Annotated in this window: 10 protein-coding genes; 7 read left to right on the top strand and 3 right to left on the bottom strand. The window is 46.4% G+C overall.

The window, feature by feature from the left end:
• Positions 1-428: 428 nt before the first annotated feature.
• The 3 genes from D0C16_RS12330 to D0C16_RS12320 are packed head-to-tail and all read right to left on the bottom strand — an operon-like array spanning position 429 to position 2,451.
• Positions 429-968 carry an HD domain-containing protein gene (locus D0C16_RS12330; protein ID WP_151032654.1) on the bottom strand — a complete coding sequence of 180 codons (540 nt, stop codon included), beginning with the start codon at positions 966-968 and terminating at the stop codon, positions 429-431.
• A 60-nt stretch (positions 969-1,028) separates the two neighbouring features.
• On the bottom strand, positions 1,029-1,607 hold the full coding sequence (locus tag D0C16_RS12325; RefSeq protein ID WP_151032653.1) for a hypothetical protein: 579 nt from the start codon (positions 1,605-1,607) through the stop codon (positions 1,029-1,031).
• On the bottom strand, positions 1,585-2,451 hold the full coding sequence (locus D0C16_RS12320) for a Yae1 family protein (RefSeq protein WP_151032652.1): 867 nt from the start codon (positions 2,449-2,451) through the stop codon (positions 1,585-1,587). The genes D0C16_RS12325 and D0C16_RS12320 overlap by 23 nt, the downstream gene beginning before the upstream one ends.
• A 164-nt stretch (positions 2,452-2,615) precedes the next feature.
• Between D0C16_RS12320 and D0C16_RS12315 the strand changes: the two genes are divergently transcribed.
• The 7 genes from D0C16_RS12315 (at position 2,616) to D0C16_RS12285 (ending at position 17,088) form a co-directional block, all read left to right on the top strand.
• Positions 2,616-2,840, top strand: coding sequence for a helix-turn-helix domain-containing protein (locus tag D0C16_RS12315; protein WP_151032651.1), 225 nt, complete (start codon positions 2,616-2,618; stop codon positions 2,838-2,840).
• 479 nt (positions 2,841-3,319) lie between these two features.
• Positions 3,320-6,220: a DEAD/DEAH box helicase gene (locus D0C16_RS12310; protein ID WP_151032650.1), complete on the top strand. Its 2,901-nt coding sequence runs from the start codon at positions 3,320-3,322 to the stop codon at positions 6,218-6,220.
• Position 6,221: 1 nt separating this feature from the next.
• On the top strand, positions 6,222-11,381 hold the full coding sequence (locus tag D0C16_RS12305; RefSeq protein ID WP_151032649.1) for a class I SAM-dependent DNA methyltransferase: 5,160 nt from the start codon (positions 6,222-6,224) through the stop codon (positions 11,379-11,381).
• Between the two features lie 7 nt (positions 11,382-11,388).
• Entirely contained in the window at positions 11,389-12,609 is a 1,221-nt protein-coding gene (locus tag D0C16_RS12300; RefSeq protein ID WP_151032648.1) for a hypothetical protein, read from the top strand.
• The gene (locus D0C16_RS12295; RefSeq protein ID WP_151032647.1) at positions 12,609-13,151 is read left to right on the top strand and encodes a hypothetical protein; all 543 of its coding nucleotides are present in this window, start codon (positions 12,609-12,611) and stop codon (positions 13,149-13,151) included. The genes D0C16_RS12300 and D0C16_RS12295 overlap by 1 nt, the downstream gene beginning before the upstream one ends.
• A 13-nt stretch (positions 13,152-13,164) precedes the next feature.
• Complete coding sequence (locus D0C16_RS12290) at positions 13,165-13,605, top strand: hypothetical protein (protein WP_151032646.1); 441 nt, start codon at positions 13,165-13,167, stop codon at positions 13,603-13,605.
• Between the two features lie 42 nt (positions 13,606-13,647).
• Positions 13,648-17,088: an AAA domain-containing protein gene (locus tag D0C16_RS12285; protein WP_151032645.1), complete on the top strand. Its 3,441-nt coding sequence runs from the start codon at positions 13,648-13,650 to the stop codon at positions 17,086-17,088.
• Positions 17,089-17,102: the final 14 nt, after the last annotated feature.

Below are 17,102 nucleotides of genomic sequence, written 5' to 3'. Positions count from 1 at the left end.
TGCGCTGAATCAGAATCAGTTTTTAGCTGATTCAGCCCCCCATTAATACCTGTAAACATACCTATAATTTTGTTACCTATAAAAATCACCTATAGTTGAGGCGAGCAAATGTACATAAGTTTTGTATTTCATTACATGCGCAAGTGAAGTTCACCTGCGCATGTATGGGGCTTACCGGTTCTCCGGCACATCTTCAGTCAGTACAAAGGTAGAGCCAGGTTCGCTAACAGCGGTTAGTCGGATTTGAGTAAGAACAGGAAGATTTTCAAACACCTGAAACAATGCTCTCGCGCCAAAGGTGTGGAACTCCGCCTCATCGAGTAATGCTTCTGTGAATCTATCGTCTATGGATAGTCTGCAATGAAATAATCTGAGCTCTTGTTTTAAGCGTTCAAAAGTGTTTGGTGAATGACCTGAAATACTTGTGCTTAGCTGCACGCTAGGGCTTTGGTGTGTTCGTTGCGGGTTTTATAAATACGGCGTTGCTTGCGCCACTCCGTTAGAAATGCTGCTGCGAGAGGGGTGTTTTTATGGGCGAGTTGGCGATCGGTGTATAAGCTTTTGGTGAGGTAGCGATAAGAAAATTGCACTGGTTCCAAGTGTAAGGTTTCAACATTGGCAATCAAGTCAGCGATTTTTAAACGGCACGCCAGTGGGCATTGGGCAAGCTTGCCCACATAGCGCGCCAGGCAAGTCTCGTAGCGGCTAACTCGTTCAACCAGTTCACAAATCTCCGCAGGAAAAGCCTCCCGTAATTGCTCCAGCGTGGTATCAAAACCTGCCTCCAATACATCATGCAAGTAACCCGCTGCGACTGACAGCGGGCTTCCATCGTATAGATTCAGCAACTCAGCTACGCGAAAAGGGTGCGTTGAATAAGGTTTAGCCGAGTACTTTCGGGTTTGCCCTTCATGGGCGTGTAAACAAAAATTGCGTGCAGCAGATGCGTGGGCTGGGGTGACTTGTATGGCATTTTCCTCGCAGTGGTTGTTACTGGTATTACTGCGGGGGAATTGCTATGGATCGTTTTATGACTCTCTTTTAATTGTGTCCATCATTGCGTTAAAAGCTTGTGGTCGTAAATCCTGCAAAATCGCTTCAGTAAAAAGTGCGTCACGATCTTCTGAATGCATACACATAATGTCTGGTATGGCATCCCACAATACGAGATCACCGGAAGCCGGGCAGCATACGTATGCGCCATTCAACAATTCACCTGCGCTTTGATACTCACCACAATGCGGGCAAACAATATTGGCCTCATTCAAAGTCATACTAATTGCTTGCCTTAGCGCTAGCGAATCACATTGTGAGCCCGGTGTGGGTATGGCTGTTATTTTCATGCGGTTTTGCAAATACCTTACCTGAAAAACTGAAAACTCAGGCGAGAGCGTACCCATCGCCGACTCGCACAATGCGAGAAGTCGTGTAACTAAATCGACGTGGCCCGGCATAGGCTTTACTCGCCGCGGATTAATCCATGGATGTTTCAGCGATAGGTTTTTCAATTTTGTGAGATAAGAAACTAGGGTGTAATTCATTTGCATGCCTCTCGTTATTTTTTCACTGCGTCGAATGTAATTTTCAATCGTTTTTGGGTAACTCATCACCCTGTGCGACCTTTAACATCGCATGAATAAATTCATGTGTTTGTGGCAGCAGCAGTGCAAAATTTTTGTCCTCGTGTGGCGCTGTTTCTATGTCATCCACTAAGATTCTGAAATCGACCGACTTTTTATACTCATCTGCAAACAACTTACTAAAACTGTTTTCAAGTTCTGGATTCGATTCCAGCGTAGACTTTACTGCTCCTAAAATCGAGTTCACAAAAGTCAGTGTTTTATTGAAATGCGCCAACTGTTCCTGATATTTCAATCGATTTGAGTCCTTTGCCAGCGTTAAGTTTTCCACTGTTTCATCGAGGTCAGATCTTTCTCGATGCAGCGACTGGATGCGTTGCGTCAGCGTTGAGCATTGTTCCTGAAGTGCCGCGCTTTCCTGTGTGAAGCGTTGATGTGTTGCAATAAGATTATCAATTTTGGTCCGGTAATGACGCGCGGATTGCTCGTGCTGAACCAACCGATCTTTAAGTGCCTGGATGTGGGTAGCTTGGTTGTCCGCTAACTGCCTTAATTGATCGCGCTCAGCCTCGTAGGCTAGATAGTTTCGAGCGACCTCTTGTTGGTAGATAACATGCTCTGCCTGTAATCTTTCAATAGCTAAGTTGGCTTCATCGATGGCCTCATTGTAGCCAGCCACATGAGCCTCCTGGCTCCCAGTGGAGTAGCCTTGATTGTAGCCATTAGCGTAACCTTCGTTGTAGCCCTCGGTTAATCCTTGCTGCCTCCCAATATTAATCCCTTCATTCCGCCCCTCCCATCGCCCTTGTTCCTGCCAAGACAACTGGTCGTTACTGATCCCACCAAGAGGCGTTATTGCTGCTGGTCTCATAGACTGTTACTCCTACCGGATTGCCAGAACGCGTAACTATTTGTCACTCTTAGTAGCCAATCTAGCATCGACCTTTATAAATGTCACTCATAGAGGGTGAACTTATAGAGCGTGGCCTCATATAGGTTTAAGAAATAGCATCCCGGTTTCAGTAGGGGTGTAGTATGAAAGATCCAAAAATCCTTTTTGGTCAACGACTTGTAGAACTAAGAAAGCGCCTTGGCTGGTCCCAAGAGAAGCTTGCGTTGGAATCAGGTTTAGCGCGGAGTTACCTAGGTGGGGTCGAAAGGGGGCAGCGCAACATTGCGTTGGTTAACATTTACAAGCTCGCCGAGACCTTGAATGTACCGCCGTCCACTCTTCTGGAGCCGCCAGGGCAGCCCGAGTAAACCTCCTACGTGTTGTCATGCTCGGAACACCCGACACCAGTAACCCCCTCCCTTCTTCGTCACCCTTCGCATATTTTTGGCTCCAACCTAATCCACTTGTTCGCCTCTCAGTTTCTTTGTGCCTATCTGCCTGTGCTTAAGAATGGTGGCAAAAGAGCGCACAGGCCATATTCTTTGTGCTTGAAAAAGGAGCACAAAGAATATGAAAAGGCTGCTATTTCGAGGGCACAAAGAAGCAATTTGCGAACAAAACAATGTGGGAAAAATGTGTTTCAACTGGATTTAAATGTGTCATCTCTGTGTGAAAAACACGATTTAAATGTGCTAACAATGTGTTAAAGCATGATTAAAATGTGTGAGCTATGTCTTGAAACACGACTAAAATACACCCCGATATCTCGTTAAAAGCTAAGGCTGCATGGGGTAGCACGGGTAAAGGCATCACAAAAATCGAATAAGTAATAGGAAATACAGAATACATGCAGCTTCAACTCGCCCCCGGAATGCGCGTAGTCATACGCGATGAAGAATGGCTCGTTCGCCGTGCAGACCCCGCCAAAGACGGCGGCTATTTACTGAGCTGCGATGGCATATCGGAACTGGTCAGAGGGCAGGAGTCGCTCTTCCTCACCGAGTTGGAAGATGCCATTGAAGTTCTCGACCCAGCCAATACCCAATTAGTGGCAGATACTAGCGATAAGTACAGCGCCGCTTTGCTCTACATCGAAAGTCAGCGCCGCCGCAGTATTCCCAATGACGAGCAAATTCACGTCGGCCATCAAGGCGTTATGAATTTAGTGCCTTATCAATTGGACCCTGCAATCCAAGCACTCAAGCAGCCACGTAGCCGAATCTTGATTGCGGATGCCGTGGGCTTGGGTAAAACCCTGGAAGCTGCCATTCTCACCTCCGAGCTTATTCAGCGCGGTCGAGGAAAGCGCATTTTGGTAGTGACTCAGAAAAGCATGCTTACCCAGTTCCAAAAGGAATGGTGGAGTCGCTTTTCAATTCCGCTGACTCGATTGGATTCAGTCGGGCTTGGGCGGGTTCGCAATCGCATTCCCGCCAACCACAATCCGTTTAACTATTTTGACCGTTCCATTATTTCTATGGATACGCTCAAAAATAATCTTGAATACCGCAACTATTTGGGTAATGCCTGGTGGGACATTATCGTCATCGACGAATGCCACAACGTAGCCGCTCGCGCATCCGAGCAAAGCATGTCTCGTCGGGCGCGCTTAGCCCGCTTGCTGGCGACCCGCTCAGACACCATGATTCTGCTATCTGCTACCCCGCATGATGGTTCTGCCCGCAGTTTTGCTTCCTTGATTAACTTGCTCGACCCTACAGCCATTAGTGATCCCGATGAATATACGGCGGATGATTTCAAGCACAAAGGCTTAGTGGTACGTCGCTTCAAAAAAGACATAAAAGATCAAGTCACCGCCGACTTTCAGGAGCGCATCACTACCAACCTGCGTCAAGCCGCCAGCCCGCAAGAAGAGGCTGCATACCGTGCGTTATTGGAGGTGCCCTTCACTCAAGGTGGCAAATATACGCCCGGCAAGCCACAGGAATTGCAGCGTGTAGGTATGCAAAAGGGTATGTTCTCCAGCCCCTTTGCTGCATTGGAATCCACCAAGCGCCGCATAAAATTGCTCAGCGAAAGGGGCTCTGCAACGGATGATGAACAAACCGAAGTCGCTCACTTAAAGGATTTGCAAGCAGCACTGGAAGCGATAGATGCCAGCAGCTTCAGCAAATACCAAAAGCTCTTAAACCACTTAAAAGATTCCGCAAACGGTTGGAGCCCAAACAATGCCGATGACCGTTTGGTGATTTTTTCTGAGCGTATTGAGACTCTAAAATGGCTCAACACTCAGCTGGCGCAAGATCTCAAGCTCAAGCCCAACCAAATGGCCGTGATGGACGGCAGTATGTCCGATACCGATCAGCAAGAAATCGTTGAGCGCTTTGGCCGTTTAGAAGACCCGATTCGCGTGCTGCTCTGTTCCGATGTCGCCTCCGAAGGTTTAAACCTGCATTACTTCTGTCACCGCCTTGTGCATTTTGATATGCCTTGGTCGCTCATGGTGTTCCAGCAGCGCAATGGCCGTGTGGATCGTTACGGCCAAAAACACCAGCCGCAAATTGTGTACCTTACAACCACCACCAACGTGGAAAAGGTGAAGGGCGATTTACGCATTTTAGAAATTCTGCAAACCAAAGATGAGCAAGCCAACCTCAATTTGGGTGATCCAGCCGCATTTTTAAATGTGTACGACCCAGACAAAGAAAGCGAAAAAATTGCTGACCTAATGGCGAGCGGAACAGCACCAGAAGTCGTTGAAGCGCAGCTCGACAAAGCTGCCGCGAGTGACGACGATAACGAAGGCGATTGGTTGCTCAACCTATTTGCAGAGGAGCCAGCCGCAGAAGAAAAAGCCGCCGCTCAAAACAGCCTTGATCAAATCCGCGAACCCATCAGCCTGTTTGCGCAAGATTATCAATTTGCCAAAACCGCACTCAACCTGCTCAACAAAGATCAGCGTTTGGCGCAGTGGACTGGCGATGACGAAGGAAAAACTATCCGGCTCACCGCCCCGCGCGATTTACAAGAACGCCTAAAAAACTTGCCAGTCGAAGTGCAAGACAAAGACGACAGCTACCTGCTCACCAGTGATCGCGAGCACTTGGCAAAAGCCATTGAGCAAGCGCGCCAAGCCAAAACCGAAGCGGAGAGCTGGCCGCAACTGCACTACCTCTGGCGCCAGCACCCCATTATGGATTGGTTGGTGGATAGGGTGCTCGCGCACTTTGGCCGCCACACCGCCCCCGTAATTGAAAGTGCCTTTTTAGACAAAGGCGAACAGGCCTTTGTAATGATGGCCTTAATCCCTAACCGCAAAGGCCAAGCCCTCTTGGTGGATTGGCAAGTCGTAAGTTTTACCGCCAGTGGCGATTCAAGCCTGCAAACTTTTGAGCAATTTGCCGAGCGTGCCAAACTCAAAGCAGATGCCTTACCCAATAGCGGTAAAGAGCTGGAAGTAACCAAGCTCCAAGCCAAGCTCCCGCAAGCCGTTGCACTTATGCAGCAGCACATGGTGAGCCAGCAGCAAACCTTTGCTGCCCAGTTAAACGAGCGATTGGCCGGTACCTTGGAAGAACTCAAAAAACTGCAAGAAAAGCAAATGCAGCAATTAGAGCTGCATTTAGAAAACCTGGTAGCAGGCGTAAAACAATCGCGCCGCGAACAGCGCAGCAAGCATATTCACCAAGTATTCGACGATTACCGCCAATGGGTGGAAGACACCATGACCACCGAGCCGCAACCCTATATTCGCGTGCTCGCCGCTGTATGCAATGGAGTGAATTAATATGCCCGTACTAGAAGCCGTACAAACCTTTGCTGGCATAGCCAATGAAAACGAGTTTTACAGCCACCACTATTTGGCAGAAGTATTCAAAGGCGATATTAAAAGCCTGATCGACCAATGGCTGGCCGAAGAAGCCGCCGCAGGCGAGGGCGAAAACGCCGACCAGCAGCGCGCGCCCTTCAAACGCCTAAGCAGCACCAGCAACCGCTGGTTCGCCGATACCGGCCGTATTGCCCGCTTAAAAGAGCCGGTGGAACGCATTAAAGCCCACGCCAATGTGCACAAACCATTACTGGCTGCCTTGGGTTACCAACCGCAAGCTCGCCAGTTGGAGCTGCAAGCCGGTATGCCCGTACCGGTTTGGCAGGTGATAGGCGAGGTCGGCAAAGCCCCGCAACTGGTCATTCTGCCTAGCTACAACCCCAGCCAAGAAGATGACGATCTGCTGGATCAAGAGCTATCCATCAATCACTACAACGGCATCCCCGTACCCAAAAACCTGCACGGCCTCACCATGGCTGAAGTGGTCAGCGAAGCCCTGTTCGGTGCAGACCAGCCGCCGCGTTTTGTATTGTTGATCGGCCTAAACGAATGGTTACTGCTAGATCGCTTCAAATGGCCCAACAACCGTGTACTGCGTTTTGACTGGAATGACATTCTCGACCGCAAAGACGACGCCACCCTAAAAGCCGCCGCCGCGCTCTTGCATACCCAAAGCCTTGCGCCTGAAAGCGGTGCAAGTTTGCTGGAAGGCTTGGAAGAAAACGCCCACAAACACGCCTTTGGCGTAAGTGAGGATCTAAAGTACGCCCTGCGCGAGGCCATTGAACTACTGGGCAATGAAGCCGCCAGCCAGTTGATTCTGCGCAAAGACATCAGCTACACCGGCAAATCCGCATTAGACGCCGAACAGCTCAGCCTGGAATGCTTGCGCACCGTCTACCGCCTGCTGTTTATGTTCTACATAGAAGCGCGGCCAGAGCTGGGTTATGTACCCATCCAAAAAAGTGAAATCTATTTAAAAGGCTACAGCTTGGAAGCCCTGCGCGATTTAGAAACTGTCGCGCTTAATACCCCGCAAGCACGCAGCGGCACCTATTTTGATAACAGCCTGCGCCGCCTGTTCAAGCTTATTGCCCAAGGCTGCGGTGCCGATGCCGCCCAAAAATTAACAGCGCAAGGAGCCAAAGACACCTTCGCACTGGCACCGCTAGACAGCCGCCTGTTCGACGAATCTGCCACGCCGCTGCTCAACAAAGTCGTATTCCCCAATCAGGTATGGCAAACCGTTATTCGCCTTATGTCCCTCTCGGGCGGCAAAGGCCGGGGCAAGCGCCAAGGCCGCGTCAGCTACCAATTGCTCTCCATTAACCAATTGGGCGCCGTGTATGAAGCGCTGCTTTCCTACCGTGGCTTTTTCGCCAGCGAAACCCTCTACGAGGTGCAACCCGCACCCAAAAAAGGCAAAGCTGCTGCCAGTGATGATGCCGATGAAGACGATGAAAACACGGATGACGACAGCGCAAGCAGCGCATCCGCCAGCAACACAGACTTGCTAGACAGCGCCTGGTTTGTACCCGAAAGTCGCATAGGCGATTACACCGATGCAGAGCGTGTATACGACAAAGACGACAACGGTCACCTAAAACTGCGCAAATACGAAAAAGGCAGTTTTATTTACCGCCTTGCAGGGCGCGACCGCCAAAAGAGCGCGAGTTATTACACCCCGCAAGTGCTCACCCGCTGCTTGGTGAAATACGCCCTTAAAGAGCTGCTGCAAAACAAAACGGCGGATGACATACTCACCCTCACCGTAGTAGAACCCGCCATGGGCAGCGCGGCGTTTTTGAATGAAGCCGTAAACCAACTAGCAGAAAAATATTTAGAGCTAAAACAACAAGAGCTGGGCAAACGCATTCCCCACGAGCAATACCCGCTAGAACTGCAAAAAGTGCGCATGTACATAGCCGACCGCAACGTCTTCGGGGTGGATCTAAACCCCATCGCGGTAGAACTCGCCGAAGTTTCCCTCTGGCTAAACGCCATTTACGGCGAACCCACGGAAGATGAAAACGGCAACCCCATACCACCTCGCCCAGCCTATGTACCTTGGTTTGGTTATCAACTCTTTAATGGCAACAGCCTGATTGGTGCAGGCCGCAAAGTCTGGGCGGCGAATTATTTGCTGAAAGACGCAAAACCCAAATGGTATGACCTGGAGCCAAAGCGTTTAGACCCTCAAAACCCTGTGCGCGGCAGCGATGAAATCTACCACTTCCTACTGCCAGACCCCGGCCAAGCCAACTACACCGACAAAGTCGCCAAAAGCCTCTACCCAGAGGACTTTGCTCGCCTAAAAGACTGGCGCAAAGAATGGACAAAACCGCTGGAGCGCCACGAAATTGCGCGCCTGCAACAGCTGAGCAGCAAAATCGACGAGCTATGGCAGCTGCATGTACAAACGCTACAGCAGGGCAGAGGCGCAACCGAAGACCCACTCAGCGTATGGCCTAATACCAATACCGCCCAACGCAGCACCAGCCGCAGCGACAAAGAACTAACCCGCCAACAAGGTTTGTTAAATGAAGACGGCCAAATCGCTACAGCCTACCGCCGTCTAAAATTGGTCATGGACTACTGGTGTGCCCTCTGGTTTTGGCCTATTCAACAAAGCGCGGACTTACCTAGCCGTGAATTCTGGTGGATGGAAATCGGCGCGATTTTAGAAGGCAACGTGGTAGACATAACCCCGCAGCTCCCCGAAACCGGCGATTTATTTGGCGCTCTCTCTACCTCGACCCCCTCAGTGGCGCAGGGAGCGGGTGCCACCGGGTTTGAAGACATTCAGGGCGATATTTTCGGCGGTGCTCAGCCATCCCTTGCGCCAGTTGCAGAGCAACCCAACCTACACGACAAATACGGCCAACTGCGCATTAGCAAATTGCGCGAAAATTTTCCGCGTATTAAGCAAGTAGAAGCCATCGCCAGCCGCCGCCGTTTTATGCATTGGGAGCTAACCTTTGCTGACCAGTTTGCGCGCAAAGGCGGGTTTGATTTGGTATTGGGTAACCCGCCTTGGTTAAAAGTGGAATGGAACGAAGCGGGCATTTTGGGTGAAGCCAAACCACTTTTTGCCATTCGTAAATTCAGTGCGACGGAATTAACCAAAGAGCGTGAAGCGGCATTCAAAGAGTTTCCGCGTTTGCAGGTGGAATGGACGGAGGAGTTGGAAGAAGCAGAAGCCACTCAAAGTTTTTTAAATGCTTACCAAAATTACCCACTGTTAAAAGGCCAGCAAACCAATTTGTATAAATGTTTTATGCCGGTAGGGTGGATGTTGGCAGGCAGCGAAGGTGTGATTGGCTATTTGCACCCCGAAAGCCCCTACGATGATCCTAAAGGCGGTTTACTGCGTGAAGTTATGTACAGCCGCTTGCGTGCCCATTTTCAATTTCAAAATCAAATGATGTTGTTCCCAATTGGACATCGTGTGAAATACAGCATCAATATTTCTGGTGCAGCACAAAACGAAGTGGCTTTTGACCAAATTGCGAATTTATTTTCCCCATCAACCATAGATGCAAGTTACCTGCATGATGGGATTGGTTTGGCGGGTGGAATTAAAAACGAACAAAACGAGTGGGATATTTCTGGGCACAAAGACCGCATCGTAAAAGTTGCCGATAAACAACTTGGCGTTTATGCCACTCTCTATGACGAACCGGGTACACCCGCAAAACGTGCGCGATTACCTGCATTACATGCAGGTGCGCTAAGCAACGTATTAGAAAAATTGGCAAAGTACCCGCGTCGTTTAGCTCATTTAGGGCAAGACTATTGTTCAACTGAAATGTGGCATGAAACTATGCAGCAGCAGGATGAAACAATTACGCGGCGCGCAGTCACCGACGGCCAATTTATTACCACAGCCGACAACTGGGTGCTCTCCGGCCCGCATTTTTATTTGGCAAATCCATTCAACAAAACGCCGCGCGCTGTTTGCACGGAAAAAGGCCATTACGATCAAATCGATCTTGAATCCATTCCAGATGACTATTTGCCTCGCACCAACTACTACCCCATGGCCGACCGCGCAGAATACCTGCGCCGCACTCCACGGGTAAGCTGGAAAGAAACTGTCGAACTGGAATTGGATTGGGAACAACTCACAGAAACTGAACAAGCCGAAAACGCAGGCGGCAAAAAAGGCGAAACCTATTTTGTACAACGCCAAGTGCAAAGGCCGGTTACGGATTATTTTAGACATGTGCATAGAAAGATGATCAGTACATCTATGGAAAGAACTGCTATCTGTTCAATCATGCCGGTTAATTCGGCTCACATATTCGGTGCATTTTCTATCGCATTCAAAGATATTAAAAATCTCATTGGGTTTTCTGCTTGTGTATCGTCTATCCCTATGGATTTTTTTATTAAAACGACTGGAAAATCAAATTTCATATCCGATCTTGCAAATCTACTTCCTCTTATCGCTCCCGAAGTAAGTCTTTTAGCTCGATACGCATCGTTAAACTGTTTAACAAATCACTACGCGCCTTTATGGGAGCATGCCTTTGATCCAGCCTTCAATCAAGAAAGCTGGAGCCAACCCAACAACCCACGCTTACCCCAAGATTTTTTCACCAATCTAACCCCTGAATGGCAACGCAATTGTGCCCTGCGCACCGACTACGCCCGCCGTATGGCCTTGGTAGAAATCGATGTGCTTGTTGCACAAGCTTTAGGTTTAACGCTGGAAGAATTAATTCTTATCTACCGCGTGCAATTCCCCGTGATGCAAGGCTACGAGCGCGACACTTGGTACGACATCCACGGCCGCATCGTCTTCACCAACAGCAAAGGCCTAGTCGGCGTCGGCCTACCGCGCAAAGCCGGTAAAAAAGAACCCGAGTGCAAAACCACCTTCCCCGACGGCACCACCAAAGAAGGCCGCTTCGGCTGGGAAGACCTCTACAAAGACGGCGAACAACTAGTCCCCGACGGCACCCAAATCCAACAATGGGTAGAAGACGACACCCTCCCCACCGGCAAATACCTGAAAGAACGTAAATGGGTGGCGCCGTTTGCCCGGGCGAATAGGGAAGAGGATTACCGGATTGCTTGGGAGTTTTTTGAAATGAACAAAGTAGATAAGGAATGACGCGAACATGTTTGATCATATTCTTAGTGCTTTTATGAAGTCGCATCCCCTTTATGGTGCAATGCTCAATAAAGCGGAGTTGCGTCAAAACGATGAGGAATTATCTAAAACTCATTCTGAGGATCAGGAAACTGAAGATAATTGTTCAAAAAGTGAGATTACTGGTGCTGTGCTTTTGCATGATCTATCGGTAGCGATACCCTTCCAATGCTATTCAATAACCTTGAAGCACCGATTAATTGACTCATTAGGTGGTGTCTCTCGGTTCGTGTTGGCTGCGCTTACGCAAGAAAATGTCACATTAGAAACAATAAAAAAAATAACTGCGCTTACTGATGAACATTTGGAGCCATTCACTACCCGATTTATTAGATTGGGTTGGCTGACGGAAGATCGCACCACGCTTACTCAAAAAGGACGTGCAATTGCCCAGGCCACATTGTTGGTTGATCAGTCGGCCAGAGTCTGGATCGATTCAATAAATACGGTTGTTGAAAACCCTTTTATTTTATTAACTGACAATAAGCTTAAAGCATCTAGAGCCGATGGAACTGTTTCTCTAGAGCCGAAGAAGCAAGGCAAAGCTAGAAATGCCAAGCATCAAAAAGAACGTATTGAAAAGCTTTTTGCGAAACTTGATAAAGCTCGTATGGCTTTGGCAGAAGAAAAAAGGCAAAGAATAGACACCTCCAGCTTTACAAAATTTTTAATATCGATTTTCGAACAAAAAAGTCAAGTTATTATCGATAACGCTGCTGATTGGTATTTTGACGTAGCTGTAAAAGATGATGAAATATTGTATTTAATGACTGCCCTGCCGAATGGAACACCATTTGATTCGGATTGTAATGAAAGCGATGCGGCGATACAGCTGTCACTGCCATGCCTCACATGTGACATAAGGTTTGATCAGCAGAGCGGAAAACATTTTGATGTGCCTAATGACAGAAATTTATGCCTAAGCCTTTATTCCGGTGCTCTTATTGAAAAGAAAAATGTAATGCTGAAGGAGCCGTCTGAAAATTTCTTGAGCGTTTGTGTTGATGATGAGCATTGTAAAGCTCAACTTGAGAAGGCTTTTCCTTCTTGCTCTCCTTTGGTGAGCCGAACTGTCAATATAGAAACAGGATTTTATACTGAGTCTATTTCTATAGAGTCAATATTAATGCAAGCAGAGAGTGAGTCGTTGCCTTGGGGGAGAGAAATTATAATAGCTGGGGGTGATTAGTGAAAGTCGTTGAACTTTTTGATTTTGGATTTGACAACATTGCATCGGATAGAGTGAAAAGATCAACTCGCCTTGGTAAGGCTGCATATGTTCTATTTAGGCAGGGTGCCAGCAAAGTTAATCCCGTTGCCATCTGGATGGACTCGGTTCTTGCAGTAATGGACGCTGCAAATAGCTATATGGCCTATAAGCAGGAAGAGGAGATAACCAAGCAGCTCAAATACGAATTAAGTTCGCTCAGGCAAGTATTGTCGAATTTGGAAAAGCAATTGAAGATCGAGAAGGAAATTCTCGAAAAGGAGAGTGAATATAGGATTTCCCAGTTTGACGCTCAGTTAAAGAAAATGAGTAGCAATAATGTGCAGTTACTCAGAGAAATCGGCGAAGCGCGAGTTTCTATTGACACTCTAATAAAGGTAGTTAGGAATCTGCGACAAAATCCTCTAAAAAATGCATTAGCTTTGAAAGATTTAGAAAACAGTTTGGATAATTTGTTATTGTCTCAATTGCAATGTTTGGTTCAGTCTCTCGACGAAAATTAATAGGAATATGATTATGAAGTCTACAGGTTCAAAGACACCCGCCAAAAAAGGTGATGGAAAAAATAGTGGCAATAAGGGCATGAGTTCAGGGGATATTACAAAACTTGGACTAGGCGCCGCACAAGGTGTTGTGGAGCTAGGTAGTAACCTTACTTCGCTTCTCAATGAAAAGGAAAAGACAAAGCAGGTTTACATTGAAGCAAATAAAACAGTAAAGATTTCTGAGCATGAGTTAGAGAAGTCAGGTAACGAACTGAAAAAAGCTATAAAAGTTGAAGATACAAAATTGCAAGAGCTGGCCAATGAAATGAAGGTCAATGAAAGTAGTCATGACCAGTGGACGATGGATTTTGAGGAAAGAGCAAAAACTATGGCGGAGATTAGGATAAAAGTTGCCAATGGTACAGTTACACCCGCAGAGCTTGAGTTGCTTAATAATCTGCACATGAAGTGAAAATACAATAATTTGAACTATGGATTGTGATGTGGGTGAAATATGTTGTTGATTGCTATAGGTGTTGGGCTTACTGCTACTGCTATAGGTTTCTTGCTTGATCGTGCAACTGATGAGCAGCGGCTGATAAATGATGGCTATAGGTCAGATATCGATGATCTACGCCAGAAGATAGATATCGAAAGGTCGTCGGCTGAGAAGTTCGCCATAGAACGCTTGCGACTAGACTTTAAAGCACTCCGCAGTAAATTTAAAAAGCAAGTCAAAGAACTCTACAAAAACTCTGAATCTATAAGGGCAGAATATTCAAAAGTTATTGATAATATCAATTATGAAATTAACGCAGATGGAATTTCCCTTTTTCGAAAGCGAGCACTTTTACAAGGGTTTTGTCAGATTCAGGATGGTCTTGGGAAGCTTGATGCATATTCAGACTATCTTGACTGGTACAGAGATTCCTTGGATGTCGATATACAGGAGTTGACCTCAGAACGGTTGCTCCAGCTTGTCGATGAAATGCAGCCTCCTTCACCATTTTTGCCGTTAGAGTGGCTTTACGTCGGAAAAGTTTTGCTCTTAGAGCCGGGAGAGCTAAATAAGAAACTTAAATTCGATAATGTTATTCGTTTGAGTAATTATCAAACGCCTCAAGGGTTTACGGATTCCGCACAGCAAGCGCTTTTCATGGCTTATCCTGATCAAACCGAAATACCTGTACAAATTGTAGGAAAGGACAAGCGTAAGGAAAAGTTACATTTTGCATGTGTCGCTCGCGGCATTTTATATTGGGACTGTATATTGGCAGGGGAGCCTTTTGAGGTTCAGGTAAAAAAATTTGTTGGCCAAGGCTATTTGGTTGAGGCTTTCGAAGGGGTAATCAAAGCATTCCTCCCTATTAGCCTGACAGATAATCCATTTGTTAAATTGATTGAGGGTGAGTGTGTTTCTGTATGGCCGGAGCTCCATAACTTACTGTTGGATGATATTCCTAGTGGGTCAAAGCACAAGCGATTTTCTGTAAGCATGAGACGTCCTATTGGGCTTGGTGAGGCGAGCAACGCCTATATAGCTTTAGTTATTCATAATGAGTCATATTCCACAGAGATTATTCAAGAATTGAGTTCTGGGGCTACATGGCGGTTGCAGAGGTTTTCAGCTGACGATAGCCGTTTGTTTCTCATGAAAGGTAACTACATTTTTGAGTGTCGGATTGATAATGGAAATTTCTGGTTGATTGTTGAGCATGTTTGTGTAAATGAATCAGTAGACTCGATAGTATCTGGTTACGAAATACCTTTTCATCTTCTTCCTGTGGATGATCGAGTGCTGTGCCCTGAGTTGGGTAACGAGGCCTCCTTGAGTGGTTTAATTGCATTTGCAATGCAACTGGAAAACTTTGAGTCAGACTCTAGGGCACGTTTTCAGCAGCTTGAAATGCTTTCTCAGTGGGGTGAAATAATTGATTTTCAAAACCGCCATCAAAATGAGTTAGAGTTTGAACTTAAAGCGGATTTGTTTAGTGTGACAGACGGTTGGGGTGAAATTACGTTATCTGCCAAATCGTTATATTTTGAAGAATATGAAAATGAATCCTTCGAAAAGTATGATTTTTTGGCGAAGAGGCTAAGCCAACAAAAAAATTCATATCCTCCTCGTATTAAAATCCGTTTTTGGGGAGAATTATTAAATCAAGAGATGGCATGGATTTCCCCAGTAGCTAAAAGAAAGGATAGAGAGATTTCGATTGAGCTCTTGAGAGATAGAGGAATTAAAATTCGATTTCCAATTGAAGAAAAATGCGAAATATTCGACGATGGAAATTACACCGATAAGCTGGTTAGACTGGAAATTAGTCTTGGCGATCAGTCTATTATGCGACAGCGTAAAGGTTTGAAGTTATTCAAGCGCGGTGACATTGCTAACATAAGAATCAAAGATATTTTGTTGTCTCCTGGAGCCTATTCAGGAGAGGCCTGCTCTGAATGGCTCGCGCGAATAAAGTATGGTTTGTCTTGGGGCAATCCTGTCCTTACTGAGAACCAAAAAAAGGTTGTCGAAGGTGTTTTGTCTGAAAAATTTGTTGCCTTGGTTCAAGGTCCACCAGGTACTGCGAAGACGACGTGTATAGTCGAAATATTGCATCAAATATTTAGTTTTAATCCGTTAACAAGAGTTCTGGTTGTGTCACAGCAAAATGCTGCTGTTGATAACGCAATGTCTAGGTTTGTGGAAAAGCATACAGAACTCGTTGACAGTGATTGTGTGAGAGTTCTCAGGCTCGGCAAAGAAGACAAAATAGATGCAGAGCTAATTAATTTTTCCCTTCTTTCAAAGCAAGATAAATTTTTATCGCAAAGTAAGGCGGCTGCGTTAGCTACATTGGCCAACGGCACTGAGCCAGGTTGCACATTGGCCTCGCAGTGGATAAGTGGATTTCTGGGCGGATTTTCGAATGATAGTGGATCAAGCAAGCTGGATGGCGAGATTACCTGGGCAATCCTAAAAAATCATAACTTGGTTGGCGCCACCTGTGTTGGTTTGGCTAGTCGTTTCCAGAACATGGATCAATTGGTATTTGATGTTGTAATTATTGATGAAGCTGGTCGATCTACTGTTCCAGAATTAATTTTGCCTATTCTTAAAGCCAAAAAAGTGATATTGATCGGAGATCACTTTCAGCTACCCCCAAGTATCGCCCCCATTCTACTTACTGATGATTCGAAAGAGCGTCTTCCATTCCTGGATAAAAATTTTCTTGAAGAGAGTTTCTTCGAGCGTTTGCATACCCAACTGCCAGCTGCATCAAAGTACTTTCTATCTGAACAATTTAGAATGCCTAAGGATATTGGAAATCTAGTAGGTGAAATGTTTTACACAAATGCTGAGGGTTTGACAAGGTTGACCAATGGTAAAATTAAGGATGAGTCGAATTTTCTGTTTCCCGAAACAATAGCTTGGATCGATGTTCCAGGAGCTCAGGAGCAAGAAGGCACCAGCAAAAGGAATAAGAGCGAAGTGTCTGCAATTATAAATTTTATTAAGACTATGAAAGTTAAAGGGTGCAATCGGAAAGATATCGAGGTAGCTATTATTACGCCCTACAGCGCACAAAAAAGCTCCATTCGAAGAGCTCTGGCAAAAATTTCTGATTCAACGGACGATGGTATTTATAAGGTTGGCAGCTTAAATATTAAAATTGATACTGTTGACAGTTTTCAGGGAAGCGAGGCTGATATTGTCTTGTATTCAGTGGTTCGGACTAAGGGAGACTTGAGTTTTATATTGGACTGGCGTCGCCTTAATGTCGCTTGTTCAAGAGCTAAAGAAAATCTTTTCTTCTTCGGTCATGTTCAGTTTCTGTTGAACAAAAGAATGCCAGATGGTGAACGAAATTTATTCTGTGAGATTTTAAGCCGTATTCCGGAGGAAAACTGCTGGAATTTAGGATATTCAAAAAATAGCTCAATCTCTGCTGCCAATTGAACTTTAACAGGATA

Origin of the sequence: Cellvibrio sp. KY-GH-1 (genome assembly GCF_008806975.1) — a bacterium.
In the GTDB taxonomy this organism is placed as follows: Bacteria; Pseudomonadota; Gammaproteobacteria; order Pseudomonadales; family Cellvibrionaceae; genus Cellvibrio.
This window is presented reverse-complemented; position numbering and strand designations above follow the sequence as displayed.

Bases quoted from the DNA above. Each gene is read 5' to 3' on its own strand.
- D0C16_RS12325 (WP_151032653.1), bottom strand. From the start codon at position 1,607: ATGAGTTACCCAAAAACGATTGAAAATTACATTCGACGCAGTGAAAAA.
- D0C16_RS12315 (WP_151032651.1), top strand. From the start codon at position 2,616: ATGAAAGATCCAAAAATCCTTTTTGGTCAACGACTTGTAGAACTAAGA.
- D0C16_RS12320 (WP_151032652.1), bottom strand. From the start codon at position 2,451: ATGAGACCAGCAGCAATAACGCCTCTTGGTGGGATCAGTAACGACCAG.
- D0C16_RS12305 (WP_151032649.1), top strand. From the start codon at position 6,222: ATGCCCGTACTAGAAGCCGTACAAACCTTTGCTGGCATAGCCAATGAA.
- D0C16_RS12285 (WP_151032645.1), top strand. From the start codon at position 13,648: ATGTTGTTGATTGCTATAGGTGTTGGGCTTACTGCTACTGCTATAGGT.
- D0C16_RS12310 (WP_151032650.1), top strand. From the start codon at position 3,320: ATGCAGCTTCAACTCGCCCCCGGAATGCGCGTAGTCATACGCGATGAA.
- D0C16_RS12300 (WP_151032648.1), top strand. From the start codon at position 11,389: ATGTTTGATCATATTCTTAGTGCTTTTATGAAGTCGCATCCCCTTTAT.
- D0C16_RS12290 (WP_151032646.1), top strand. From the start codon at position 13,165: ATGAAGTCTACAGGTTCAAAGACACCCGCCAAAAAAGGTGATGGAAAA.